The sequence below is a fragment of the Curtobacterium sp. NPDC090217 genome, assembly GCF_044746705.1.
Lineage (GTDB): Bacteria > Actinomycetota > Actinomycetes > Actinomycetales > Microbacteriaceae > Curtobacterium.
The window spans coordinates 376,514-400,433 of record NZ_JBIVCR010000002.1 but is presented as its reverse complement, the minus strand read 5'-3'; the positions used below and the strand labels follow the sequence as shown (position 1 = coordinate 400,433).

Annotated in this window: 21 protein-coding genes; 10 read left to right on the top strand and 11 right to left on the bottom strand. The window is 70.5% G+C overall.

Going from position 1 to position 23,920, the window contains the following annotated elements:
- Window positions 1-52: 52 nt before the first annotated feature.
- Window positions 53-1,021: a beta-ketoacyl-ACP synthase III gene (locus ACIPJ2_RS09540; RefSeq protein ID WP_402728614.1), complete on the bottom strand. Its 969-nt coding sequence runs from the start codon at window positions 1,019-1,021 to the stop codon at window positions 53-55.
- Between the two features lie 133 nt (window positions 1,022-1,154).
- On the opposite strand from ACIPJ2_RS09540, the gene ACIPJ2_RS09535 reads away from it, so the two are divergent.
- Window positions 1,155-2,126 carry an aldo/keto reductase gene (locus tag ACIPJ2_RS09535; RefSeq protein WP_402728613.1) on the top strand — a complete coding sequence of 324 codons (972 nt, stop codon included), beginning with the start codon at window positions 1,155-1,157 and terminating at the stop codon, window positions 2,124-2,126.
- Between the two features lie 68 nt (window positions 2,127-2,194).
- Here the strand turns inward: ACIPJ2_RS09535 and ACIPJ2_RS09530 are convergent, their stop codons facing one another.
- The 3 genes from ACIPJ2_RS09530 to zapE all read right to left on the bottom strand — a co-directional run bounded on the left by ACIPJ2_RS09530 (window position 2,195) and on the right by zapE (window position 5,753).
- A complete protein-coding gene (locus ACIPJ2_RS09530) occupies window positions 2,195-2,845 on the bottom strand; it encodes a tyrosine-protein phosphatase (RefSeq protein ID WP_402728612.1) in 651 nt (216 codons plus the stop codon).
- Window positions 2,846-3,164: 319 nt separating this feature from the next.
- Window positions 3,165-4,439, bottom strand: a complete 1,275-nt coding sequence (locus tag ACIPJ2_RS09525) for an ammonium transporter (RefSeq protein WP_402728611.1) — start codon at window positions 4,437-4,439, stop codon at window positions 3,165-3,167.
- A gap of 306 nt (window positions 4,440-4,745) precedes the next feature.
- Entirely contained in the window at window positions 4,746-5,753 is a 1,008-nt protein-coding gene (gene zapE, locus ACIPJ2_RS09520; RefSeq protein WP_402728610.1) for a cell division protein ZapE, read from the bottom strand.
- A gap of 130 nt (window positions 5,754-5,883) precedes the next feature.
- On the opposite strand from zapE, the gene ACIPJ2_RS09515 reads away from it, so the two are divergent.
- Together ACIPJ2_RS09515 and ACIPJ2_RS09510 are read left to right on the top strand one after the other, a co-directional pair.
- Window positions 5,884-6,789 carry a sulfurtransferase gene (locus ACIPJ2_RS09515; RefSeq protein WP_402728609.1) on the top strand — a complete coding sequence of 302 codons (906 nt, stop codon included), beginning with the start codon at window positions 5,884-5,886 and terminating at the stop codon, window positions 6,787-6,789.
- Entirely contained in the window at window positions 6,786-7,253 is a 468-nt protein-coding gene (locus ACIPJ2_RS09510) for a SufE family protein (protein WP_402728608.1), read from the top strand. The genes ACIPJ2_RS09515 and ACIPJ2_RS09510 overlap by 4 nt, the downstream gene beginning before the upstream one ends.
- Window positions 7,254-7,320: 67 nt before the next feature.
- Here the strand turns inward: ACIPJ2_RS09510 and ACIPJ2_RS09505 are convergent, their stop codons facing one another.
- A complete protein-coding gene (locus ACIPJ2_RS09505; protein ID WP_402728607.1) occupies window positions 7,321-8,544 on the bottom strand; it encodes an alpha/beta fold hydrolase in 1,224 nt (407 codons plus the stop codon).
- Window positions 8,545-8,567: 23 nt separating this feature from the next.
- Between ACIPJ2_RS09505 and ACIPJ2_RS09500 the strand changes: the two genes are divergently transcribed.
- From ACIPJ2_RS09500 to ACIPJ2_RS09480, 5 genes are all read left to right on the top strand, one after another.
- Window positions 8,568-9,164, top strand: a complete 597-nt coding sequence (locus ACIPJ2_RS09500) for a DUF3000 domain-containing protein (RefSeq protein ID WP_402728606.1) — start codon at window positions 8,568-8,570, stop codon at window positions 9,162-9,164.
- Window positions 9,161-10,408, top strand: coding sequence for an HRDC domain-containing protein (locus ACIPJ2_RS09495; protein WP_402728605.1), 1,248 nt, complete (start codon window positions 9,161-9,163; stop codon window positions 10,406-10,408). Before ACIPJ2_RS09500 ends, ACIPJ2_RS09495 begins: the two co-directional genes overlap by 4 nt.
- 108 nt (window positions 10,409-10,516) lie before the next feature.
- Window positions 10,517-11,752: a thiolase family protein gene (locus ACIPJ2_RS09490; RefSeq protein ID WP_402728604.1), complete on the top strand. Its 1,236-nt coding sequence runs from the start codon at window positions 10,517-10,519 to the stop codon at window positions 11,750-11,752.
- Window positions 11,749-13,893, top strand: coding sequence for a 3-hydroxyacyl-CoA dehydrogenase NAD-binding domain-containing protein (locus tag ACIPJ2_RS09485; protein ID WP_402728603.1), 2,145 nt, complete (start codon window positions 11,749-11,751; stop codon window positions 13,891-13,893). Before ACIPJ2_RS09490 ends, ACIPJ2_RS09485 begins: the two co-directional genes overlap by 4 nt.
- Window positions 13,894-14,030: 137 nt before the next feature.
- Window positions 14,031-14,369 carry a hypothetical protein gene (locus ACIPJ2_RS09480; RefSeq protein WP_402728602.1) on the top strand — a complete coding sequence of 113 codons (339 nt, stop codon included), beginning with the start codon at window positions 14,031-14,033 and terminating at the stop codon, window positions 14,367-14,369.
- 109 nt (window positions 14,370-14,478) lie between these two features.
- Here ACIPJ2_RS09480 and dxs read toward each other — a convergent pair whose 3' ends face one another.
- The 5 genes from dxs to dut form a co-directional block, all read right to left on the bottom strand.
- Window positions 14,479-16,407: a 1-deoxy-D-xylulose-5-phosphate synthase gene (dxs, locus tag ACIPJ2_RS09475; RefSeq protein WP_402728601.1), complete on the bottom strand. Its 1,929-nt coding sequence runs from the start codon at window positions 16,405-16,407 to the stop codon at window positions 14,479-14,481.
- Window positions 16,408-16,602: 195 nt separating this feature from the next.
- A complete protein-coding gene (gene acnA / locus ACIPJ2_RS09470) occupies window positions 16,603-19,419 on the bottom strand; it encodes an aconitate hydratase AcnA (RefSeq protein WP_402728600.1) in 2,817 nt (938 codons plus the stop codon).
- Between the two features lie 128 nt (window positions 19,420-19,547).
- The gene (locus tag ACIPJ2_RS09465; RefSeq protein WP_402728599.1) at window positions 19,548-20,318 is read right to left on the bottom strand and encodes a DUF3159 domain-containing protein; all 771 of its coding nucleotides are present in this window, start codon (window positions 20,316-20,318) and stop codon (window positions 19,548-19,550) included.
- Between the two features lie 12 nt (window positions 20,319-20,330).
- Complete coding sequence (locus tag ACIPJ2_RS09460) at window positions 20,331-21,053, bottom strand: DUF3710 domain-containing protein (protein WP_402728598.1); 723 nt, start codon at window positions 21,051-21,053, stop codon at window positions 20,331-20,333.
- A complete protein-coding gene (gene dut, locus ACIPJ2_RS09455; RefSeq protein WP_281264396.1) occupies window positions 21,050-21,514 on the bottom strand; it encodes a dUTP diphosphatase in 465 nt (154 codons plus the stop codon). The genes ACIPJ2_RS09460 and dut overlap by 4 nt, the downstream gene beginning before the upstream one ends.
- 65 nt (window positions 21,515-21,579) lie before the next feature.
- Here dut and ACIPJ2_RS09450 point away from each other — a divergent pair, with 65 nt between their 5' ends.
- Entirely contained in the window at window positions 21,580-22,011 is a 432-nt protein-coding gene (locus ACIPJ2_RS09450) for a DUF3093 domain-containing protein (protein WP_402728597.1), read from the top strand.
- 300 nt (window positions 22,012-22,311) lie between these two features.
- Here the strand turns inward: ACIPJ2_RS09450 and ACIPJ2_RS09445 are convergent, their stop codons facing one another.
- Entirely contained in the window at window positions 22,312-22,611 is a 300-nt protein-coding gene (locus ACIPJ2_RS09445; protein WP_031263038.1) for a DUF4193 domain-containing protein, read from the bottom strand.
- Between the two features lie 275 nt (window positions 22,612-22,886).
- Between ACIPJ2_RS09445 and sepH the strand changes: the two genes are divergently transcribed.
- A complete protein-coding gene (gene sepH, locus ACIPJ2_RS09440) occupies window positions 22,887-23,906 on the top strand; it encodes a septation protein SepH (RefSeq protein ID WP_402728596.1) in 1,020 nt (339 codons plus the stop codon).
- Window positions 23,907-23,920: the final 14 nt, after the last annotated feature.

The window sequence follows — 23,920 nt, the reverse complement described above, 5'->3', positions numbered from 1 at the left end:
CCTCCCGTCCGCCGTCCGCGCGAGCCCGGTCAGCGCGCGCGGACCGGCGTGATCACGACCTGGTCGGGGTCATCACGACCTGCCCGGCGTGGGCGAACCCGCCGCCGAACCCGAACAGCAGCGCCGGGACGCCCTCGGGGAGGTCTCCGCGCGCCCAGGCCTTCGACAGGCCGAGCGGCACGCTCGCGGCCGAGGTGTTCCCCGACTCGACGACGTCCCGGATCACGAACTTCGATTCGCCACCGAGTGCTGCGACGAGCGGCTCGATGATCCGCAGGTTCGCCTGGTGGAACGCGAACACCTGGATGTCGTCCATCGTCAGTCCAGCCTGCTCGACGACCCGGCGGGCGTGTCCCTCGGCCTCGGTGATGGCCCAGCGGTAGATGGAGCGGCCTTCCTGCGAGAAGCGCTCCGGCGTGCCGGACACGAGCACGGCCTGCTCCAGGTGCGGCACGCTTCCCCAGGACACGGGCCCGATCGACGGCGTGTCGGAGACACCGACGACCGCCGCACCGGCTCCGTCGCCGACGAGCACGCAGGTCGACCGGTCGGTCCAGTCGACGATCCCGGACAGCAGCTCCGACCCGATGACGAGCACGGTGTCGGCCGAGCCGGTGCGGATCGCCTGGTCGGCGAGGGCCATGGCGTACTCGAAGCCGCTGCACGCGGTGTTGATGTCGATCGGCGCGGGTCCGTTCGACATGCCCAGCGCCGCGGCGACCCGACCGGCCGTGTACGGCGCACGGTCGCGGTGCGTGGTCGACGCGACGATGACGAGGTCGACGTCGGTGGGGTCGATCCCGGCGTCGGCGAGGGCGGCACGACCGGCCTCGGTCGCCATGGACGTGACGGTGTCGTCGGGCCCGGCGATGTGTCGCGTGCGGATCCCGGTCCGGGTCACGATCCACTCGTCGTTCGTGTCGACCATCGTCGAGAGTTCGTCGTTGGTGAGGACGCGCGAGGGCTGGTGGTGGCCGAACCCGAGGATCCGGCTGCCGCGCAGCGGTGCAGGGGTGATCATCTCCCGCACGTTACCCCTCCCCGCGACCTCCGCATTCCCCCGCCGGAATACACGTGGAGAACCCGGGACGGGGTCCGTGACCGGTACTCGCAGGGCCTCTCACGGTCCGGCCGTGGCGGCGTAGACACGACCCATGGACTACACACACCTCGGACGGACAGGGTTGTCGGTGTCGCGAGCAGTGCTCGGCACGATGAACTTCGGACCGGAGACCAGCGAGGACGACTCGCACGCCATCATGGACCGGGCGCACGAGCTCGGCGTCAACTTCTTCGACACGGCCAACGGCTACGGCGGCTCGGTGGGCAAGGGTGCCACCGAGGAGATCATCGGCCGCTGGTTCGCGAAGGGCGGCGGCCGACGCGAGAAGACCGTCCTCGCCACGAAGGTCTACGGCGACATGATCGACTGGCCGAACGGCGGGAAGCTGTCGGCGTACAACATCCGCCAGGCCCTCGACGCGTCGCTGCGACGTCTGCAGACCGACCACATCGACCTCTACCAGATGCACCACGTCGACCGTGACACCCCCTGGGACGAGATCTGGCAGGCGATGGAGATCGCGGTCGCGCAGGGCAAGGTGCTCTACGTCGGCTCGTCGAACTTCGCCGGGTGGCACATCGCGCACGCGCAGGAGGCCGCGAAGCACCGCAACTTCCTCGGACTCGTCAGCGAGCAGTCGATCTACAACCTCGTCGTCCGCGACGTCGAGCGCGAGGTCCTGCCGGCCGCCCGCCACTACGGCCTCGGCGTGATCCCGTGGTCGCCGCTGCAGGGCGGTCTCCTCGGCGGCATCATCGAGAAGACCGAGCAGGGCTCCCGGCGGCTGAGTGGCCGGAGCGCCGAGTACGTCGAGGGGCACCGCGACCAGCTGACGGCGTACGAAGCGCTCGCGAAGGAACTCGGCCACACCCCCGGCGAGCTCGCACTCGCCTGGCTGCTGCACCAGCCGGGCATCACGGCGCCGATCACGGGACCGCGCACGATGGAGCAGTGGGAGTCGGCCGTCAACGCCGTCGACATCCGTCTCGACGAGTCGGCGCTGACGCGCCTCGACGAGATCTTCCCGGGGCACAAGACCTCGCCGGAGGACTACGCCTGGTGAGCTGAACCACGGACGGGAGGCTCGGTGCACGTCGGACGCGCACCGAGCTTCCCGTCATGTGGTCGCGTTCAGAGCGCGCGGATCTCGTCCTCCGTCAGCCCGATCCACCGCAGGTAGTCCTCGACGCTGCCCCAGCGCCGCTCCAGGTGCCCGATGACCGTCGTCATGACCTCCGGGACGCATCGCTGCGCCACGGCCGTCGCCTCGGGGTCGGTGCTCACCGCGCGTTCGGCGGCGAACCGCTCCGCGAGTCCGTCCGCGCTCGCTGCGTAGTCCTCGCCGACGCGGTCCATGGACGCTCCCCACAGCCGGGCCAGCAGCGCGCTGATGACCCCGGTGCGGTCCTTCCCCGCTGAACAGCAGACCAGCACGTCCCCGTCGGTGTCGGCGATCGCCCGGAGTGCGTCTGCGATCCCCGTTCTGTGCCGGGTCAGCCAGTCGACGTACTGCTCCTCGAGCTGCACGGCGTCCGCCCCTGACTCGACGGTGGACGGGTCGAAGAGCGGCACGCCCCGGTAGCCGGGATCGCTCGCGAGGGGATGCGGGACCCGCGCGATCTCGTCGTCCCGCCGCAGGTCCACCACGGCGACCCCGGTCGGGTACACGCTCGCGGGGAGGTCCGGCTCGGTGTTCGCGCGGTACACCCGGCGCGCGCGGCCGTCCTGGAACCCAGCTCCCCCGACCTCGCGGAGGTTGGTCAGCATCGACGTCGTCGTCATGCTCCCACCCTCCCACAGCACGCGCTGGCGCCCGCCCGCCCCCGCGCCCGCCCCGCGCGCCGCCCGCGCCGCCCGCCCCACCAGCACCCGCGCCGCCCGACTCGGAACGACGAAGTCGCTGTCGTACGACGACGATCGTGTCGCTCCTTGCGCACGCCGTCATCCGCGGGTGCGAACCGACGACAACGCCGATGTCGTACGACAGCGACGATGTCGTTCCGAGTCGACAAACGCCCGCACCCTCGCCCGCACCTCGCCCCCCCCACGCACGACGACGGCCCCCGCGCGGACGCGGGGGCCGTCGTTCGAGAGGGTCGAGCTAGCGCACGGAGACCGGGGTCTCGTCGCGCTCCTCGTAGAGGACGTAGCCCTCTTCGCCGTGGACGGCCGTGTCGATGCCGGCGACCTCGTCCTCGGTCTTCACGCGGAAGCCCATCGTCTTCTCGATGATCCAACCGATGATGAAGGCCAGGACGAAGGAGTACGCACCGACCGCTCCGGCGGCAGCGGCCTGCTTGCCGAGCTGCGCGAACGAGCCCGAGTAGATGAGGCCGGTGTCGTTGGCGAAGAAGCCGAGGTACAGCGTGCCGACGATGCCGCCGACCAGGTGCACGCCGACGACGTCGAGCGAGTCGTCGAAGCCGAGACGGTACTTCCAGTCGATCGCGAAGCAGCAGATGATGCCGGCGATGAAGCCGAGCAGGATGCCCCAGCCGGGGGTGAGCGCTGCACATGCCGGGGTGATCGCGACGAGACCGGTGACGGCGCCCGATGCGGCACCGATCGACGTGGCCTTGCCGTCCTTGAGCTTCTCGACGAGGAGCCAACCGAGGATGGCGGCAGCCGGGGCGGCGAGGGTGTTCACCCAGGCGATCGCGGCGATGCCGTCAGCAGCACCCTCGGACCCGGCGTTGAAGCCGAACCAGCCGAACCAGAGGATCGCGGCACCGAGGAGGACGAAGGGCGGGTTGTGCGGCTTGTGCGCGCCCTTGGCGAACCCGACGCGCTTGCCGAGGACGATCGCCAGCGCGAGACCCGCCGCACCGGCGTTGATGTGCACCGCGGTCCCACCGGCGAAGTCGATGACGCCCCACGTGGCGGCCCAACCGGAGGTGAGGTTGAAGACCCACGAGGCGACGGGGAAGTAGACGACCGTGACCCAGACGCCGGCGAAGACCATCCACGCGCCGAACTTGGCACGGTCGGCGATCGCGCCGGAGATGAGGGCGACGGTGATGATCGCGAACGTGGCCTGGAAGCCGACGAACGCCATCGAGGGGTACGCGGCGTGGATCGTCGAGGCCTTGGCCTCCTCGAACGCCTGCCCGAGGCCGATCTGGTTCCAGTCGATGCTGAAGAAGCCGACGACGCCGGAGACCGCGGTGCCGTCACCGTGGTTGGCGAAGGCGATCGCGTAGCCGTAGACGACCCAGAGGACGCTCACCAGTGCGATCGCCCCGAAGGACATCATCATCATGCTGATGACGGACTTGGCCTTCACCAGTCCGCCGTAGAAGAACGCCAGGCCGGGTGTCATGAACAACACCAGCGCTGCCATCACCAACACGAAGGTCGTGTTGCCTTGATCAAGCATGTCTCACCTCTCGATTGCAGTGCGGTCACCACGTCGGCGGTGCTTGCTGTGCATCGGGGCACCGACGTGTCCGCCTCGGGTAGGACAGAGTCTGGCGACGTGACGTTTCGCGAGGGAGCACGATGTGTTTCGCGGGTGTAACGCGACGGGTTGCTTTGTAAACGTCGTGTTACCGGGGCCTCTCGACCCCCTGGACGGGGGCCAGGAGTTCGCGCAGTCCGTCCGGACGGTGCCCGACAGGCGTCGCGCAACCCGCCCTGGAGGCCCGGCGCGGCCCCGGTGTGACCGTTCTGCTGAGCGGGTGGCTCAGTCCACGGCGCGGGTCAGGGCAACCACGCGGCTCGCGGCACGCAGGTACTTCTTGCGGTACCCGCCGTCGAGCATCGACGAGGGGTACACGGCGTCGAGCGGCGTCCCCGACGCGACGATCCGCACCTGGGCGTCGTACAGCCGGTCGACGAGCGCGACCCACCGGAGCGCGTCGGTCTGGTCGGTGAACGCCGCGACGTCGGTGAGGCCGACCGCGTCGAGCCCGTCCACGAGCGCGACGTACTTCGACGGGTGCACGGTCGCCAGGTGCGCCACGACGGCGCGGAAGTCGTCGAGCGTGACCTCGCCGGACGACGGCAACGACGACGACACGTCCGACACGACCGCGGCGGACTCGTCGACCGCGCGTCGGCGGTAGTCGAGGCCGTCGATCCGCATCGTCTCGAACCGGTCCGACATCGCCTGGATCTCGCGGAGGAAGTCCTGCGCGGCGAAGCGCCCCTCGCCGAGGGCCCCTGGTGGCGTGTTCGACGTGGCGGCGAACCGCGTGCCGGACTCCGTCAACTCCTTGATGAGCCGCGTCATGACCATGGTGTCACCAGGGTCGTCGAGCTCGAACTCGTCGATGCACACCAGCGAGGTCCCGCGGAGCAGGTCGACCGTGCCCTGGAACCCGAGCGCACCGACCAGCGCGGTGTACTCGATGAACGTGCCGAACGTCTTCCGACCGGGTTCCGCGTGGTAGGCCGCGGCGAGCAGGTGGGTCTTGCCGACGCCGAACCCGCCGTCGAGGTACACGCCCGACTTCGGCGCCTTGTCCGTGGTCGCAGCGCGTCGGCGTCCGAACAGCCCCCGCTTCGCCGGTTCCGGTCGGGTCGCGACGAACGACTCGACCGCGTCGCGGACCGCTGTCTGCGACGGGTAGTCCGGGTCGGGGCGGTACGACGCGAACGACGCGTCCGTGAACTGGGGTGGGGGCACCAGCGCCGCGGCCATCTGCTGTGGGGAGACCGATGGGTCGCGGTCGACCAGGTGCTGGGGCATGCAGTGCCTTCCGGGAAGCGTGTCGTGCGGTGTCACGTTGCATCGGGGACGAGGTACGTCCGCGTACCGTTGCTCCCGACGCCGAGCACCGATCCTAGTCCGGCGCCACCGCACCCAGGAGGTAACCACGATGACCGCACCGGTCGACCCGTCCGCCGAGTTCCGCGCCTACGCCCACCCCGAACGACTCGTGTCGACGGCATGGCTGCAGGAACAGCTCGACGCCGGAACGCAGGACCTCGTGGTCGTCGAGTCAGACGAGGACGTGCTGCTCTACGAGACGGGGCACATCCCCGGCGCGGTGAAGATCGACTGGCACACCGACCTCAACGACCCGGTGCAGCGCGACTACATCGACGGCGAGGCGTTCGCCAGGCTCGTCGGCGGCAAGGGCATCGGCCGCGACACCACCGTCGTGGTCTACGGCGACAAGAACAACTGGTGGGCCGCGTACGCCCTCTGGGTCTTCGAGCTGTTCGGCCACGAGGACGTCCGCCTCCTCGACGGCGGCCGCGCGAAGTGGATCGCCGAGGACCGTGCACTCACGACCGACCGCACCGAGGCCGCACCGGTCGTCTACCCGGTCGTCGAGCGCGACGACACCGTGGTCCGTGCCTTCAAGGAGGACGTCCTCGACCACCTCGGCAAGCCGCTCGTCGACGTCCGCAGCGCACCGGAGTACAGCGGCGAGCGGACGACCGCACCCGACTACCCGGAGGAGGGCGCCCTGCGCGGCGGGCACATCCCGACCGCGGTGAACATCCCGTGGGCGACCGCCGCGGCTCCGGACGGCACGTTCAAGCGCCGTGACGACCTCGACGCCGTGTACCGCGACGGCGCCGGCATCGGCGCCGACGACGAGGTGATCGCCTACTGCCGCATCGGCGAGCGGTCGAGCCACACCTGGTTCGTGCTGCGGTACCTGCTCGGGCACGAGAACGTCCGCAACTACGACGGCTCCTGGACGGAGTGGGGCAGCGCGGTGCGCGTGCCCATCGTCCAGGGAGCGGAGCCGGGTACCCTTCCGAACCGATGAGCACCGAACTCCCGGAACCCACACTCCCCCGTGCCCTCGCCGAGATCCGCGACGACTTCCTCGAACTGTCCCAGGCTGACCGGCTTCAGCTGCTCCTCGAGTTCTCGAACGAGCTCCCGGCACTGCCCGAGCGACTCCGAGGACACGAGGACGAACTCGAGCGCGTCGAGGAGTGCCAGTCCCCCGTCTTCATCACGGTCACCGTGGGCGAGGACGGCGACGCACCCGACGTCGCCCGCATGCACGCGACCGCACCGCGCGAGGCCCCGACGACCCGCGGCTTCGCCTCGATCCTCGCGCAGGGTCTGTCCGGCCTGACGGCCGAGCAGGTGCTCGCGGTGCCGTCCGACTACCCGCTGACGCTGGGCCTGTCCGAGGCGGTCAGCCCGCTGCGGATCCGCGGCATGGTCGGCATGCTCGGCCGGGTGCAGCGCCAGGTGCGCGCGCAGGTGGCGGTGCGCTGAACGCGAGCGAGCGCGGACAGGAGGCCCGGTGCCGCTGGCACCGGGCCTCCCGTCCGTCTCGGGCCGACTACCGGGCGGTGGTCGCGCCCTGCGGCCGGACCACCTCGGTGAGCCACGCGAGGATGCGGGCGTCGAACCAGTCGGCGTCGTGGTTCCAGAGCTTGGTGTGCCGCGCGACGTGCGCGACCTCGAGCCGGACCAGGTCCGGCCGCGCCCGCGCGAGTGCGTGCGAGGCGGACGACGGGACGAAGCCGTCGTCGTCGCTGTGCAGCAGCAGGATCGGGACGGTGAGCTCGTCCGCTCTCGCGACCATGTCGAGCTCCCGGAGGTCGACCGGGTGCTTGAGGCCGGCGAGCCGGTGCAGGACCGGCGTCCGGAGCACGCGCTGTGCGACCTTCCGGACGACCCGCGGCAGCCGCATCGCCTGGCTCTGCGACTTGAGGACCGCGTGCCAGTCGACCACGGCCGACTCGAGCACGACGCCGTCGACGAGCCGCGCGAAGGACGACCGGAGCAGCGTCTGCAGGACGACCGCGCCGCCCATCGACCAGCCCATCAGCACGACGCTCGTCGCCCCTTGGCCGTCGACCCAGCGGAGCGCGGCGTCGATGTCCTCCCACTCGGTGCTCCCGAGGCCGTACCGACCGTCGTCGCTCTTCGGGGCGACGCCGTCGTTCCGCCACGAGGCGAGGAGGACCGAGTAGCCGGCGGCGCGGAACACCGGGACGGCACGGATGGTCTCGGCACGGGTGACGCCGCGACCGTGCACGAGGACCGCCCACGGCGCAGCGGGGTCGTCGGCGCGGACGACCCACGCAGGTGCCGGACCGTTCGGTGTCGGGACGTCGATGTCCTCCACGGGCACGTCGAGCTCGCCGGGGGTGAGGTAGAACCAGCCACCCCATCGACCGCGACGGGCGCTCGTGGGGTCGCCGGCGTCGACGGCGATGATGCTGCGGGTGACCGTGGTCGGGGTCGTCCCGAGGACGTCGCCGACGCGCATGTGCCCGGTGCCGCCGCCGAACCAGAGGCTGTAGCGCCCCTGCAGCTCGGTGTCGGGCGTCCGCTCCAGCGTCACGGTCTTCCGGACCGGGTCGACGGCCACGATGGGCACTCGTTCGGTGCGCTTGCGGTCGGGAGTGACGACCATCCGGGCGATCGCGGCGACGAAGCCCCCGACCACCGCGGTCCCGACGGCGGCGGCCGCGATGCCGGCTCCGAGGGCGACGAGCCCGGCCGACCTGGCGGTGTCCTGGACCGGCTCATCGGCGGGTCGCGCGGAACGGGACATGGTCCGGAGCCTAGTCTGCATTCGTGTCCGAAACCCGAGAGCCCGAGGCCTTCGCGCAGCTCCGCGCGTTCGTGTCCTCGGGCGGGACCCGCACCGAGACGACGGTCACCGAGATCCCGTCCCCGAGCCGCATGGCCCCGTTCTCGATCGCCCTCGCGGCGGACGTCTCCGGGGCGGCGCACGGGGTCGACTCGGACCTCGGCACCGGGCGGTTCATCGCGCTGTACGACCCCGCCGAACCGGAGGGCTGGCACGGGCCGTTCCGCATCGTGACCTTCGCGCAGGCCCCGCTCGAACCGGAGATCGGCGTCGACGAGTTCGTCGCCGACGTCACCTGGAGCTGGCTCGTCGACGCACTCGAGGCGCACGGCGCGGCGTACGACCACGCTTCGGGCACCGCTACCAAGATCATCTCCCGCGGCTACGGCGAGCTCGCCGCCCAGGGCGACGGCGCACAGCTGGAGCTCCGGGCATCGTGGACCCCGCACGTCACGGACGTCGACGGCACCGACCTCGTCGCGCACGTCGAGGCGTGGGAGGAGATCGTCGCCATGCTCGCAGGACTGCCCCCGTCGTCGGACGGCGTGACGCTGCTCGGCCCCAGGAGGCTCGCGAAGTGACTGACCCCGTACCGAACCCCGTCGTCCCCTCGTTCGAGGAGGGACACGACGCGGTCAAGGTCATCGAGTCGCGTCCGGACTACCTCGACGCGGTCGCCACGATCGCTTCCGGTCACGGCCCGGTCGCCGTCGACGCCGAGCGCGCCAGCGGCTACAAGTACTCGCAGCGCGCCTACCTGATCCAGGTCTTCCGCCGGGGCGCTGGCGCGTTCCTCTTCGACCCCATCGCGATCGGCTCGTTCCAGGAACTGCAGGACGCGATCGTCGACGAGGAGTGGCTCTTCCACGCCGCGTCGCAGGACCTGCCGTGCCTCCGCGAGGTCGGACTCGACCCGTCGCGCATCTTCGACACCGAGCTCGGTGCCCGCATCGCCGGGTTCCCCCGCGTCGGCCTCGGCGCCGTCGTGGAGCAGCTCCTCGGCATCACGCTCGCGAAGGCCCACTCCGCGGCCGACTGGTCCACCCGACCGCTCCCGCAGTCCTGGCTCGTCTACGCCGCACTCGACGTCGAGCTGCTCCCCGACCTCCGCGACGCCCTCGCCGCGAAGCTCGAGGAGTCCGGCAAGACCGAGATCGCCCGGCAGGAGTTCGACGCGGTCCTGCACCGGGCGCCGAAGCCCCCGCGTGCGGAGCCGTGGCGCCGCCTGTCCGGCATGCACGCCCTCCGTGGACAGCGGGCCCTGGCGATCGCCCGCTCGCTGTGGGAAGCCCGTGACGCCTTCGCGCAGGAGACCGACGTCTCGCCGGGTCGCACGATCCCGGACTCCGCGATCGTCGCCGCCGCCGCAGCCGCTCCGGAGACCCGCAAGGACCTCGCCGCACTGAAGGCGTTCACCGGCCGCGCCAGCCGCTCCGAGCTCGACCGCTGGTGGGCCGCCGTCGACGCCGGGCGCACGACCGACGACCTCCCGCGACTCCGGGGCAAGGGGGAACCGACCCTCCCGCCGCCGCGTGCGTGGGCCGATCGCAACCCGGAGGCCGACCGCCGGTACAAGGCAGCGCGCGCCGCGATGACCGCCCGCGCCGAGGAGCTCGACCTGCCGCTCGAGAACCTGCTCACGCCGGACACGCTCCGCTCCATCGCGTGGGAGCCGCCCACACCGGCCACTGCCGAGTCGGTCGCGGCGGCGCTCGTCGCGCTCGACGCACGGCCCTGGCAGGTCGAGGAGTCCGCGTCGCGGATCGCCGACGCCTTTGTCGCAGCCGGACAGGAGTCGTCCACCGAGGATCCTGCCTCGTCGTAGGAACCGACCAACCGAGGTGCGTCTCCTCAGCCGTGGGGCATAGCGTCGGTTGCGTCGTCGGGGTGCGCCCCGACCAGGGCGGGACGACCCGATCGTCCGGCTCGATCGATGTTGATCTTCTGGAGGCCAGCTTTGCCAAAGGCATCAGACGTCGTCTTCGTTGACGGCGTGCGGACACCGTTCGGACGTGCCGGGGAGAAGGGGGTGTTCTGGCGGACCCGCGCCGACGACCTCGCGGTGCACGCGATGCGCGGTTTGCTCGATCGGAACGCCTCACTCGACCACGCGGCCGTCGACGACGTGGCGGTCGCTGCGACGACGCAGCAGGGCGACCAGGGCCTGACCCTCGGACGCACCGTCGGCATGCTCGCCGGCCTGCCGAAGTCCGTGCCCGGCTACGCCATCGACCGCATGTGCGCCGGCGCGATGACGAGCGTCACGACCCTCGCCGGCGCGATCGCGTTCGGCGCGGCCGACATCGCCATCGCGGGTGGTGTCGAGCACATGGGACGCCACCCGATGGGCTTCAACTCCGACCCGAACCCGCGGTTCATCGCCGAGCGCATGGTGAACGCCGACGCGCTGGTGATGGGCAAGACCGCCGAGCGGCTGCACGACCGGTTCCCGGCGATCACGAAGGACCGCACCGACGCCTACGCCGTGCAGTCCCAGCAGCGGTACGCCGCCGCGTGGGCCGCCGGCAAGCTGCAGCCCGACCTGGTGCCCGTCGAGGTGAACACCGGCGAGGGCTGGGACATCGTCTCCAGCGACGAGCCGCCCCGCCCGGGGACGACGCTCGAGGCACTCGCGGCGCTCAAGACCCCGTTCCGACCGCACGGCCGGGTCACCGCAGGGAACGCCGCCGGTCTCAACGACGGCGCGACGATGAGCCTCCTGGCCTCCGACGCCGGCGCGAAGCAGTTCGGGCTGGAGCCGAAGATGCGCATGGTGTCCTTCGCCTTCGCGGGCGTCGACCCCGAGGTGATGGGCGTCGGTCCCGTCCCCGCGACCGACAAGGCACTCGCCAAGGCCGGGCTGTCGATCGACGACATCGGCCTGTTCGAGATCAACGAGGCGTTCGCCGTGCAGGTGCTCGCCTTCCTCGACAACTACGGCATCGCGCAGGACGCCACGAACGTGAACGCCTGGGGCGGTGCGATCGCCGTCGGGCACCCGCTCGCATCGAGCGGCGTCCGCCTGATGACCCAGCTCGCGGCGCAGTTCGCCGAGCGTCCCGACGTCAAGTACGGCATCACGACGATGTGCATCGGGCTCGGCCAGGGCGGTACCGTCATCTGGGAGAACCCGCACTTCAGCAAGTCAGCGGCACGGAAGGCGGCATGACCATGACCCTCGTCGACAACGACCGACTGCTCGCCCTCTCCGAGGACGAGGTCGTCACGCACTCGTACCTGAAGCACGTCGCGCTGCCGTCCGGCGGCACGCTCGGGCTCATCACGCTCGACAACGGCAAGGACTACAAGCGTCCGTCGACCCTCGGGCCGCGCACCCTCCAGGAGCTCTCGGGTGTGCTCGACACGCTCAAGACGGAGGCGGCCGCCGGCACCGTGCAGGCCGTCGCCGTCACGGGCAAGGAGTACTGCTTCGCCGCAGGGGCGGACCTCTCCCAGGCGGCGTCCGTGCCGTCGCGGGACGTCGCCCACGACCTCGCGGCGCTCGGGCACGCCACGCTCCGGAAGTTTGGCGACCTCGGCGTCCCGTCCTTCGCCCTGATCAACGGCATCGCGCTCGGCGGCGGTCTCGAGATCGGACTGCACTGCACCTACCGCGCGTTCTCCTCGGCGGCGCAGGGCATCGGCCTGCCCGAGGTGTTCCTCGGCATCATCCCCGGCTGGGGCGGCGCGACGCTGCTCCCCCGCCTGATCGGTCCGGAGAAGGCGCTCCGCGTCATCGTCGAGAACCCGTTGAAGAACAACCGGCTGATGGACGGGCCCGCCGCGGTGGAGCTCGGCATCGGCGACGCGCTCATCCCGTCGGTGACGTTCCTGCCGTCCGCCGTGGCGTGGATCGACGGCGTCGTGTCCGGCACCACGAAGGTCGCCAGGAAGAACGAGCCCGGCGTGCTCGAGAAGGCCGCGTGGGGCACGGTCGTCAAGGTCGCCCGCTCGCAGGTGGCGTCGAAGATCGGCACGGTGCCGAAGTCGCCGTTCCGCGCGCTCGACCTGGTCGCTGCGGCGAAGTCCGGCTCGCTCGACGAGCGGTTCGCCGGCGAGGACGACGCCCTCGCCGACCTCATCTCGGGCGACCAGTTCGCGGCGTCGATGTACGCGTTCGACCTCGTGCAGAAGCGAGCGAAGAAGCCCGTCGGCGCACCGACCGACGTCGAACCGAAGAAGATCACGAAGGTCGGCGTCCTCGGCGCCGGGCTCATGGCGTCGCAGTTCGCGCTGCTCTTCGCCCGCCGTCTCGGCGTCCCCGTGGTCATCACCGACGTCTCGCAGGAGCGCGTGGACGCCGGCGTCGCGCGTATCCGCTCCTCCGTCGACGAGCTGCTGGCGAAGGGCCGGGTCTCGCAGGACGACGCCAACCGGATCAGCGCGCTCGTCAGCGGTTCGGTGTCGTACGACGCGTTCGCGGACGCCGACTGGGTGATCGAGGCCGTGTTCGAGGAGATGTCCGTCAAGCAGGAGGTGCTCGCCGCGATCGAGAAGGTGGTCGCCCCCGATGCGATCCTCGCCACGAACACGTCGTCGTTGTCCGTCGGGTCCATGGCGAGCGTGCTCGAGCACCCGGAGCGCCTGGTCGGGTTCCACTTCTTCAACCCGGTGGCCGTGATGCCCCTGGTCGAGGTCGTCCGCGCGTCGCAGACCTCGGACGAGGCCGTCGCCACGGCGCTGGCCGTCGCGAAGACGCTCAAGAAGACGGCGATCGTCACGGCCGACCAGCCCGGCTTCGTCGTGAACCGAGTCCTCGCCCGTGTTCTCGGCGAGGCCATGCGCGGCGTCGAGGAGGGCACGCCGTTCGAGGTCGTCGCCGAGGGTGCTGCACCGCTCGGGCTGCCGATGTCTCCGTTCGAGCTGCTCGAGCTCGTCGGCCTGCCGGTCGGTGCGCACGTGCTCGACTCGCACCACGCTGCCTGGCCGGAGCGCTTCTACCCCGGCGACGGACTGAAGCGGATCGCCGAGTTCGGACACATCCTGACGCGGGACAAGAAGGGCAACGCGACGGGCTACGACCCCGCTGCCGTGAAGCTCGTCGCACCCGCGAAGAAGGACGCGAACGCCGTGGACGCAGGCACGATGCAGCAGCGTTTCGAGGACGCTCTCGCCGACGAGCTGCACCGCATGCTGTCGGACGGTGTGGTCGAGCACGTCGAGGAGATCGACCTCGGGCTGATCCTCGGCGCTGGGTACCCGTTCCAGGCCGGCGGGATCAGCCCGTACCTCGACCGCTCCGGTGCGTCCGAGCGCGTCTTCGGCGGCACGTTCCACGACCCCGCGATCGTGGGCCCGGCGTCCCGCTGACGCGGCGGTAGCGGCCGACCGCACCCCTTCACGAACATCGCGCCCCGTCACGACGGGGCGCGATGTTCGTAGAGGGGCGCCACGCCGCCAGGACCCACGCCGATGACGGCAACGACCTGCGGCGTACCGTCCGGGACATGCAGGACTGGTGGGCACCTCGGACGAGCGGCGGTCCGTCCGTGGTGCTGTCCGTACCCGTCGCCGACGTCCCAGCGCTGTTCAACCAGGCCGTCGAGGCCGTCCCGGGTGCCGCCGCGATGGAGGTCCGAGCCGACGGCGCGGTCGTCGGCCGACGGACGTCCTTCGCACTCCGCGCGGAGAACATCGTCCTGTCCTTCGAACGGGTCGACGCCACCCACTCCCGCGTGCGGATCCTCCGCGAAGGCCGCGACGGAGTGGACCTCAGACGGGCGCTGTTCTTCAGTCCGATGGCCCGCGCGCTCCTCGCCGCACTGCGGGAGCAGTCGCCGACCTAGCGAGCACAGCACGTCGCGCCCCTGGGCGAACATCGCGCCCCGTCACCAGGGGGCGCGACGTTCGCACGGGGGCGCGATGCGTCAGCGCTCCGCGCTCGGCGCTCGGCGCTCAGCGCTCGGCGGACTCCCGCGACCGCGCCGGCTTCGCCTGGGGCAGCTTCGTCCCGACGACCTGGTCGATGACGTCACGGGCGATCGCCTGCGCCGTGAGCCCGGCGTCGTCGAGGATCTGCGTGCGTGTGGCGTGGTCGATGAACTCGTCCGGTAGCCCGAGCTCGTTCACCCCGGTGTCGACACCAGCCGCGCGGAGGTCCTGCCGCAGGCGCGTCCCGACACCGCCGACTCGGACGCCGTCCTCGATCGTGATGACGAGCCGGTGGTCGCGCGAGAGGTCGATGAGGGACGCCGGGATCGGCACGACCCACCGGGGATCGACCACGGTGACGCCGATGCCCTGCGCCTCGAGCAACGCGGCGGCTTCGAGCGCGACGGGCACCATCGACCCGACGGCCACGATCAGCACGTCGTCCGACGCAGCAGCCGCGTGCAGCACGTCGACGCCGTCCGACAGCCGTGCCACCGCGGGGATGTCCGGCCCGACCTGCCCCTTCGACCAGCGGAGCACCGTCGGCGCGTCGTCGATCGCCACCGCCTCGCGGAGCTCCTCGCGGAGGGTCGCCGCATCACGCGGTGCCGCGATCCGGATCCCCGGGACGACCTGCAGCAGTGCGAGGTCCCACATCCCGTGGTGCGACGGCCCGTCCGGACCGGTGACTCCGGCGCGGTCGAGCACGAACGTCACTCCGGCGCGGTGGAGCGCCACGTCCATCAGGACCTGGTCGAACGCGCGGTTGAGGAACGTGGCGTAGAGCGCGACCACCGGGTGCAGGCCGCCGTACGCGAGTCCCGCGGCACTGGTGACGGCGTGCTGCTCGGCGATCCCGACGTCGATCACCCGCGAGGGGTGCCGCTGCTGGAACAGGTGCAACCCGGTCGGCCGGAGCATGGCCGCCGTGATCGCCACGATGCGCGGGTCCTCGTCGCCGAGGTCCGCGAGCGACGACGCGAACACCGAGGTCCACGACGGACCCGATGCGGTGTCGAGCGACTCCCCCGTCTCCGGGTCGATGTGCCCGACGGCGTGGAACTGGTCCGCCTGGTCACGGAGCGCCGGCTCGAAGCCGTGGCCCTTCTCGGTGATCGCGTGCACGATGACCGGGGCGCCGTACTCCTTGGCCTGCCGGAGTGCGCTCTCCATGGCCTGCTGGTCGTGTCCGTTGACCGGGCCGATGTACTTGATGTCGAGGTTCGAGTAGAGCGCCTCGTTGTTCGTCAGCCGGGACAGGAAGCCGTGCAGACCGCCGCGCATCCCGCGGTACACCGCACGCCCCGGAGCACCGAAGCGAGCCGCAGCCGCCTGGGTCTTCTCGTACAGGGCGCGGTACTCGCGACGGGTGCGCACCGAGTTCAGGTAGCGCGCCATGCCACCGATCGTCGGGGCGTATGACCGGCCGTTGTCGTTGACCACGATCACCAGGCGGCGGTCGTTGTCGTCCGAGATGTTGTTGAGCGCCTCCCACGTCATCCCGCCGGTGAGCGCACCGTCACCGACCACGGCGACGACGGTCCGGTCGTGCTGCCCGGTCTGCCGGAAGGCCCGGGAGATCCCGTCGGCCCAGGAGAGCGACGACGACGCATGCGAGGACTCGACGATGTCGTGCTCCGACTCGCTCCGTTGCGGGTAGCCGGCGATGCCGCCGCGCTCCCGGAGGTGCGAGAAGTCCTGCCGCCCGGTGACGATCTTGTGCACGTACGACTGGTGGCCGGTGTCGAACACGAACGGGTCGTTCGGCGAGTCGAACACCCGGTGCATCGCGAGCGTCAACTCGACGACGCCGAGGTTCGGCCCGAGGTGCCCACCGGTCTTCGCGACCTCGGCGACGAGGAACCGCCGGATCTCGGCGGCCAGTTCCGTCATCTGTGCGTCGGAGAGACGCTTCAGGTCGCGCGGTGACGTGATGCTGGCGAGCAGACTCACGGGCGCTCCTTTCGTGCGGCGAAGGCCCCATGCTATTCCGGGCACATGCACCCGGCCTCGCAGGCTCGGTCGGCGCGTTTTCGCGTGCCGCTGGCGCGTCACGAAGCAAACAAACGCGCTGGAGGCTCGGTGCGGGTCGCGCAACGAGCCTCCAGTCCGTCGTGTGGTCGCGTCAGCGACCTGTGGTCACCTCGCTCAGACGAGCGAGCGGAGCACGTACTGCAGGATGCCGCCGTTGCGGTAGTAGTCGGCTTCACCGGGGGTGTCGATGCGGACGACCGCGTCGAACTCCACGGTCTCCTTGCCAGCGGGCGAGTGCTCGCTCGGCGTCGCGGTGACGTGGACCGTCTTCGGCGTGCGGCCCTCGTTCAGCTCCGTGAGGCCCGAGATCGAGACGACCTCGGTGCCGTCGAGCCCGAGGGACTCGATCGACTCGCCGACCGGGAACTGCAGCGGGACGACGCCCATGCCGATGAGGTTCGAGCGGTGGATGCGCTCGAAGCTCTCGGTGATGACGGCCTTGACGCCGAGCAGGTTCGTGCCCTTCGCCGCCCAGTCGCGCGACGAGCCGGAGCCGTACTCCTTGCCGCCGAACACGACGAGCGGGATGCCCTGCTCCTGGTAGTGCTGCGATGCGTCGTAGATGAACGACTGCTCGCCGTCGGGCGTGGTGAAGTCACGGGTGTAGCCGCCCTCCACGCCGTCGAGGAGCTGGTTGCGCAGGCGGATGTTCGCGAACGTGCCGCGGATCATGACCTCGTGGTTGCCGCGGCGCGAGCCGTAGGAGTTGAAGTCCTTGCGGTCGACACCGTGCTCGGCGAGGTACTTGCCGGCCGGGCTGTCGGCCTTGATCGAACCGGCTGGCGAGATGTGGTCGGTCGTGACCGAGTCGCCGAGCTTCGCGAGGACGCGGGCGCCGGAGATGTCGGAGACGGCGTCCGGCGTCATCGTCATGCCCTCGAAGTACGGGGGCTTCCGGACGTAGGTCGACTCGGTGTCCCACTCGAAGGTGTCGCCCGTCGGGGTCGGCAGGTTCTTCCAGCGGTCGTCGCCCTCGAACACGGAGCCGTACTCGTGGGTGAACATGTCGGTGTCGATCGACGCGTCGATGACCTGCTGCACCTCGGCCGTGTCGGGCCAGATGTCGCTCAGGTAGACGTCGTTGCCGTCCTGGTCCTGCCCGAGGGCGTCCTTGTCGAAGTCGAAGTGCATCGACCCGGCGAGGGCGTACGCGATGACCAGCGGCGGGGAGGCCAGGTAGTTCATCTTCACGTCGGGGTTGATCCGGCCCTCGAAGTTGCGGTTGCCCGAGAGCACCGCGGTCACGGCGAGGTCGTTGTCCTGCACGGCCTGCGAGATCTCCTCGGGCAGCGGGCCCGAGTTGCCGATGCAGGTGGTGCAGCCGTAGCCGACCGTGTAGAAGCCGAGCTGCTCGAGGTAGGTGGTGAGACCGGCCTTCTCGTAGTAGTCGGTGACGACCTTCGACCCGGGCGCGAGGGTGGTCTTGACCCACGGCTTCGCGGTCAGTCCCTTGTTCGCGGCGTTCCGGGCGAGGATGCCCGCCGCCATCATGACCGACGGGTTCGACGTGTTCGTGCACGACGTGATCGCGGCGATCGCGACGGCGCCGTGGTCGATCGTGAACGGGTCGGAGCCGTCCATCGCGACCTTGGTCGGCTGCGACGCCGTGGACGGAGCGCTCGAGACGTAGACGTGCTCGTGCGTCGTCGTGTCCTCGCTCGTGGAGCCCGCGGCGATCGGGTCGGACGCCGGGAAGGTGTCCTCGACCGCGTCGTCCAGGTCGGTCTGCACGGCCGGGTCGGTGTAGGTGGCGAGGTCGACCTCGAACTGGTCCTTCGCCTTCGACAGCTCGATGCGGTCCTGCGGGCGCTTCGGGCCGGAGATCGACGGGACGACGGTGGAGAGGTCGAGCTCCATGTACTCCGAGTACGCCGGCTCGACCGAGGCGTCGTGCCAGAGGCCCTGCGCCTTCGAGTACGCCTCGACCAGGGCGATCTGCGCCTCGTCGCGGCCGGTCAGACGGAGGTAGTCGAGCGTGACGTCGTCGACCGGGAAGATCGCCGCGGTGGAGCCGAACTCCGGCGACATGTTGCCGATCGTGGCGCGGTTCGCGAGCGGCACGGCGCTGACGCCCTCGCCGTAGAACTCGACGAACTTGCCGACGACACCGTGCTTGCGGAGCTCCTGCGTGATGGTCAGCACCACGTCGGTCGCGGTCACGCCCGCGGGGATCTCACCCGAGAGCTTGAAGCCGACGACCTTCGGGATGAGCATCGACACGGGCTGGCCGAGCATCGCTGCTTCTGCCTCGATCCCGCCGACGCCCCAGCCGAGCACTCCCAGGCCGTTGACCATCGTGGTGTGCGAGTCGGTACCGACGAGCGTGTCGGGGTAGGCGTAGGTCTCGCCGTCGAAGTCACGCGTGTAGGTGACCTTCGCCAGGTACTCGATGTTGACCTGGTGGACGATGCCGGTTCCCGGCGGGACGACCTTGAAGTCCTCGAATGCGGTCTGACCCCAGCGGAGGAACTGGTAGCGCTCACCGTTCCGCTCGTACTCGAGGTCGGTGTTGCGCTGGAGTGCGTCCTCGCGGCCGAAGAGGTCGGCGATGACGGAGTGGTCGATGACCATCTCGGCCGGCGACAGCGGGTTGATCTTGTTCGGGTCGCCGCCGATCGTGGCCATCGCCTCGCGCATGGTGGCGAGGTCGACGATGCACGGCACGCCCGTGAAGTCCTGCATGACGACGCGCGCCGGCGAGAACTGGATCTCGGTGTCCGGGTCGGCCTCCGGGCGCCAGTTGCCGAGCGAGCGGATCTGGTCCGCCGTGACGTTCTTGCCGTCCTCGGTGCGGAGGAGGTTCTCGAGCAGCACCTTCAAGCTGTACGGGAGCTTCTCGTGACCGGGGACCGAGTCGATCCGGTGGATCGCGTAGTCGACACCCCCAACCGACAGTGTGTCCTTCGAGCCGAAGCTATTGACTGCAGCCACCGTGCCGCCTCCCTACTGATCGGTTTGCCCTCATCCTCGCGGGCCGTGGACCGTCCCACCAGCAAGGCAAACCTAAACCCCCGACGCTGCGGTGCCCCGGGGAAAACTATCTCGATGTCGAGATAACTCTACACCGTGGCCGGGTCGTCGTCGTGCTGATCACGCCGGTCGTGCCGGAAGACCGTCCGGACGAGCAGCCACGTCACCCAGAGCAGTGCGGCGTAGAGCGGGACACCGGTGATGAGCTTGATCGCCGCGAGGAGTTCCACCTGTGCTGCGAGGTACAGCGGGATCTCGATGACCAGTCGGAGCGCGAAGAGCCCCACCCACATCCACGTGGCGACGGTGAGCACCCGGCGCTTGGCGGGGTCGGCACGCCAGTCCATCGGACCGCCGTCCTCGCCCTGCGCGAGCAGCCCGACGATCAGCCCGATGAGCGGACGCCGGATCGCCAGCGTCACGAGGAGCACCAGCAGGCAGACCAGGTTGATGATGATCCCGGGGATGAAGTTGCTCTCGGCCTTGCCCGTGATGAGCGCGAGACCGGCGGAGACGGCGACGCCGAGGATGCCGGCGAACGACATCGCGAGGGACTGCCGCTGCAGCAGTCGGAGGACGACGAACACGAGCCCGACGACCACCGGGATCACGACGCTCGGGACGAGTTCCTTCGTGATCGCGTACACGACGAGGAAGGCGAACCCGGGCAGCACCGATTCCGCGAGCCCCCTGGCACCGCCGACGGCGCCGATCAGTGCCCTGCCGGACGGTGCCTCACCGGGAGCCACCTTCGCGATTCCGGCGTTCCGGACGGCGTCGCGGAGCTGGGCGTTCAGCGACAGGGGTTGCTCGCGCTCGTCAGCGAAGCGGTCGTCACGGTCGTCGTGCTGCTCGGGCAACGGTGCTCCGGATCAGATGGCCGACTGCGTCGACTTCGGCATGTGCAGCGGGATCAGGTCGCGCGGCGGCATCGGCGTGGTGCCACGGACCACCACGACGCTGCGGAACAGGTCCTCGATCTCCTCGGCGTCGTCCGGCTGCTCAGCGGCCTTGCCCGCGATCACGCCGCGGAGGAACCAGCGGGGGCCGTCGACGCCGATGAACCGCGCAGGACGAGCGCCGGCGGCACCGCCGTCACCGTCCACCACGACGGGCACCGATGCGCGCAGCTCGGGACCGAACGGCCCGTCGACCTCGGTCACGGAGCCGCCCTGGCGCTCGATCTGCTCGGCGATCTGCGCGCGGATCTCGTGCCAGAGACCGGTCGACCGCGGCGCGGCGAACGGCTGGACCTGGAGCGTGGACTCGTCGTAGTCGAGCCCGACGGCGACGACGCGCTGCGAGCCCTCCTCGACCTCGAGCCGGAGGTGCAGGCCCTCGCGCGGCAGGATCCTCACGCCGCCGAGGTCCACGTACGGCCGGACCGGGTTCGCCTCGGTCTCGTCGAGCGGACCCGCTTCCTCGCGGTCGTCGGGAGCGGACTTGCCCGTCGGGGCGAACTCCACGACCTCGTCGAGTCCCGAGTCCGCCTCGTCGGCGAGCTCGACCTCGGGTGTCGTCTCAGCGACCTCGACGTCGGCGGCGACCTCTGCGGCCACCTCGACCTCGTCGCGCTTGCGTCGGCCGATCCTCATGCTCGCGTTCCTTCCTGCTGGTTCGTGACACCGTAGCCCGACGAGCCGAAGCCGCCCTGGCCACGGACGCTGTCCGGGAGCTCGTCCACCCGCGAGAACGTCACGCGCGGCACGGGCATCACGATCATCTGGGCGATGCGGTCGCCGACGTGCACCTCGTACGGCTCGGCGACGTCGGTGTTGAGCAGGGAGACCTTGATCTCGCCGCGGTACCCCGAGTCGACGGTCCCCGGCGAGTTCACGATGGTGATGCCGTGCTTCGCCGCGAGACCACTGCGCGGGACGACGAACGCCGCGTACCCCTCCGGCAGTGCGATCGAGAGCCCCGTCGGCACGAGGCGTCGCTCGCCCGGCGCGAGCACGAACGCCTCGGTCGAGACGAGGTCGGCACCGGCATCACCGGGGTGGGCGTAGCCGGGGGCGTTCTCCCCGGTCCAGAGCACGTCGACTGGTTCGGTCACGTGTCGAGGGTAGTGCAGACCGTGACCGTTCCGTGACCTGCCCCGAGTCGTGATCGAATGGGGTCGTGACCCTGTACCGCGAGCGCCTCTGGGCGCCACCGATCCTGTACCTGGCGACGGCGCTCGTCATCCCGGCGAGCCTGCTCGTCTTCCTGCCGATCAACATCGCGACGGGCATCATCGTCGCGGCGTGCATGGAGATCGCCGTCCTGGTGCTCCTGTGGGTCCTCGCACCCGTGATCGAGGTGACGGAGACCGAGTTCCGGGCAGGACGCGCACACCTGCCCCGCACGCTCGTCGGCGAGGTCGCCGGCTACACCGGTGCCGAGGCGACGACGCAGCGCGGCCCGAAGCTCGACGCGCGTGCCTGGACGCTCTTCCGCGGCTACGTGAAGGGCGTCGTCAAGGTCGAGGTCCTGGACGACGCCGACCCCACGCCGTACTGGCTCGTCAGCGTGCGGAACCCGCAGAAGGTCGCCGCCGCACTGCAGTCCTGAGACGCGCCCGCCCGGATCGAGTGCGCAGAAACGGGCCTCCGTTCCCACCCCGCGTCGCCACATCTGCGCACTCGTCCTGCCGCCGCCACCGGACTGGAGGCACGGTGCCGGCCCGCCACGCACCTCCCGTCCCGCGGCCCGCACGTCCGGCGGCCAGTCCGCCGGATCGAGTGCGCAGAAGTGCCGCTCTGGCCCCGCCGCGCGTCGCCGCATCTGCGCTCTCGCGGGGCGAGGCCGCCCCGCAGACGTCGAACGGCCCGCATCCCCTCGGGGATGCGGGCCGTCCTCATCTGCGTGTGACTAGAGCGCCGCGCACTCCGCACAGACCGGGCCGAGCTTCGACTCGTGGTCGAGCTGCGAGCGGTGCTTCACGAGGAAGCACTCCACGCACGTGAACTCGTCGACCTGCGGGGGGAGCACGACGACGTCGAGGTCGACGTCGCTGAGGTCCTGACCGGCCAGCTCGAAGCTGCCCGGGTTGTCGGAATCATCATCGACGACCCCCGACATCTTGTCGGGCACGCGCTCCTTGAGGGCCTCGATCGACTCCGAGTCGGAGTTGTCGTCGGTCTTCCGGGGGGCGTCGTAATCGGTGGCCATGCCCATCCATTTCTCGTATCGAGAGGTCGTCGCCGGAGATCGGCGGCGACAGTATCCAACACGCGCCGCCCTGATGCAAACTGAACGTCGGGTGGCTCGTCGTGCCCGTGCAACCAGGCATTGGCCCGATCCATTCCCGTCGGCCACGAAACGCGCGGCGACATCCACGATCCGATGACGGCGCGCGGCGCGCGCCTCCCCGGAATCCGGTCCGACGCGCTGCATACTTCCCGGGTACGAGGCACGACCGTACGCGACGCTGGGAAGGCGGAACCATGCAAGACGTGAGAGTCATCGGGGTGGAATCCGGGGCACTCCTGCTCGCGACCGACGGCGGCAGCGAGTTCCGGTTGCCCGTCACCTCGTCGCTGGCGGGGCAGGTCCGGCAGGCGAACCCGGACGGCACGCCGCAGAAGCGCGTGTCCCCGAAGGACGTCCAGGCCCGCATCCGCGGTGGTGCCGACGCAGCAGAGGTCGCCGCAGCGCTCGACGTCGACGTCGAGTACGTCCGCCGCTTCGAGGGACCCGTCCTCGCGGAGCGCGCGTTCATCCTCGATGCCGCGCACCGCGTCCCGGTCACGCCGGTCGACGACACCACCCCGGACACCTTCGGCGAGGCGATCACCGCCAGGCTCGAGTCGGGCGACGCAGCCGGGGTCGCGTGGTCGAGCTGGAAGCACGCGGAGAACGGCTGGCAGGTGCAGGTCCGCTACACCGCTGCCGAGGTCGAGCACGACGCCCAATGGCACTTCGACCCGAAGACCTCGACGCTGACGCCGGACAACGGCGACGCGCACCGGCTGTCGCACACCGAGGACGAGGGGCTCGCACCGCGGCTCCGCGCCGTCGAGTTCGACCAGCAGGACACCGACGGCACCCGGTTCGACTCCGGCGCGTTCCGCGTCGACGAGCCGGACGAGGACGTCACGAACCCGGAGGTCGCCGAGCGCGCCCCGCTCCGGGCGCCGCTCCCCCGCATCGGTGCGGCCCAGATCGAGGAACGCGCGCCAGGCAACGAGACCGCCGACCTGCTCGAGGCGCTCCGCCGTCGCCGCGGAGAGCGCGAGTCCGTGTCGCTCGCCGACCAGCAGCAGGACGAGTCGCGCGGGTCGATCAGCGTCGTCGACATCCCGCTGCAGGGCTTCGAGGACCAGTCGGACACCGCACCGCAGGCAGACCAGCGTCCGTCCTCCGCACCGGAGTCGGAGGGACGGCAGGAGCGCAAGAAGCGCAACCGCCGATCGATGCCCAGCTGGGACGAGATCGTGTTCGGCACCCGCCCGGAAGAGGACTAGCCCTCCCGCCGCGG

Bases quoted from the DNA above. Each gene is read 5' to 3' on its own strand.
- ACIPJ2_RS09535 (WP_402728613.1), top strand. From the start codon at position 1,155: ATGGACTACACACACCTCGGACGGACAGGGTTGTCGGTGTCGCGAGCA.
- sepH (WP_402728596.1), top strand. From the start codon at position 22,887: ATGCAAGACGTGAGAGTCATCGGGGTGGAATCCGGGGCACTCCTGCTC.
- ACIPJ2_RS09490 (WP_402728604.1), top strand. From the start codon at position 10,517: ATGTTGATCTTCTGGAGGCCAGCTTTGCCAAAGGCATCAGACGTCGTC.
- ACIPJ2_RS09505 (WP_402728607.1), bottom strand. From the start codon at position 8,544: ATGTCCCGTTCCGCGCGACCCGCCGATGAGCCGGTCCAGGACACCGCC.
- ACIPJ2_RS09480 (WP_402728602.1), top strand. From the start codon at position 14,031: ATGCAGGACTGGTGGGCACCTCGGACGAGCGGCGGTCCGTCCGTGGTG.
- ACIPJ2_RS09445 (WP_031263038.1), bottom strand. From the start codon at position 22,611: ATGGCCACCGATTACGACGCCCCCCGGAAGACCGACGACAACTCCGAC.
- ACIPJ2_RS09515 (WP_402728609.1), top strand. From the start codon at position 5,884: ATGACCGCACCGGTCGACCCGTCCGCCGAGTTCCGCGCCTACGCCCAC.
- ACIPJ2_RS09460 (WP_402728598.1), bottom strand. From the start codon at position 21,053: ATGAGGATCGGCCGACGCAAGCGCGACGAGGTCGAGGTGGCCGCAGAG.
- ACIPJ2_RS09530 (WP_402728612.1), bottom strand. From the start codon at position 2,845: ATGACGACGACGTCGATGCTGACCAACCTCCGCGAGGTCGGGGGAGCT.
- ACIPJ2_RS09525 (WP_402728611.1), bottom strand. From the start codon at position 4,439: ATGCTTGATCAAGGCAACACGACCTTCGTGTTGGTGATGGCAGCGCTG.
- ACIPJ2_RS09510 (WP_402728608.1), top strand. From the start codon at position 6,786: ATGAGCACCGAACTCCCGGAACCCACACTCCCCCGTGCCCTCGCCGAG.
- ACIPJ2_RS09485 (WP_402728603.1), top strand. From the start codon at position 11,749: ATGACCATGACCCTCGTCGACAACGACCGACTGCTCGCCCTCTCCGAG.
- zapE (WP_402728610.1), bottom strand. From the start codon at position 5,753: ATGCCCCAGCACCTGGTCGACCGCGACCCATCGGTCTCCCCACAGCAG.
- ACIPJ2_RS09540 (WP_402728614.1), bottom strand. From the start codon at position 1,021: ATGATCACCCCTGCACCGCTGCGCGGCAGCCGGATCCTCGGGTTCGGC.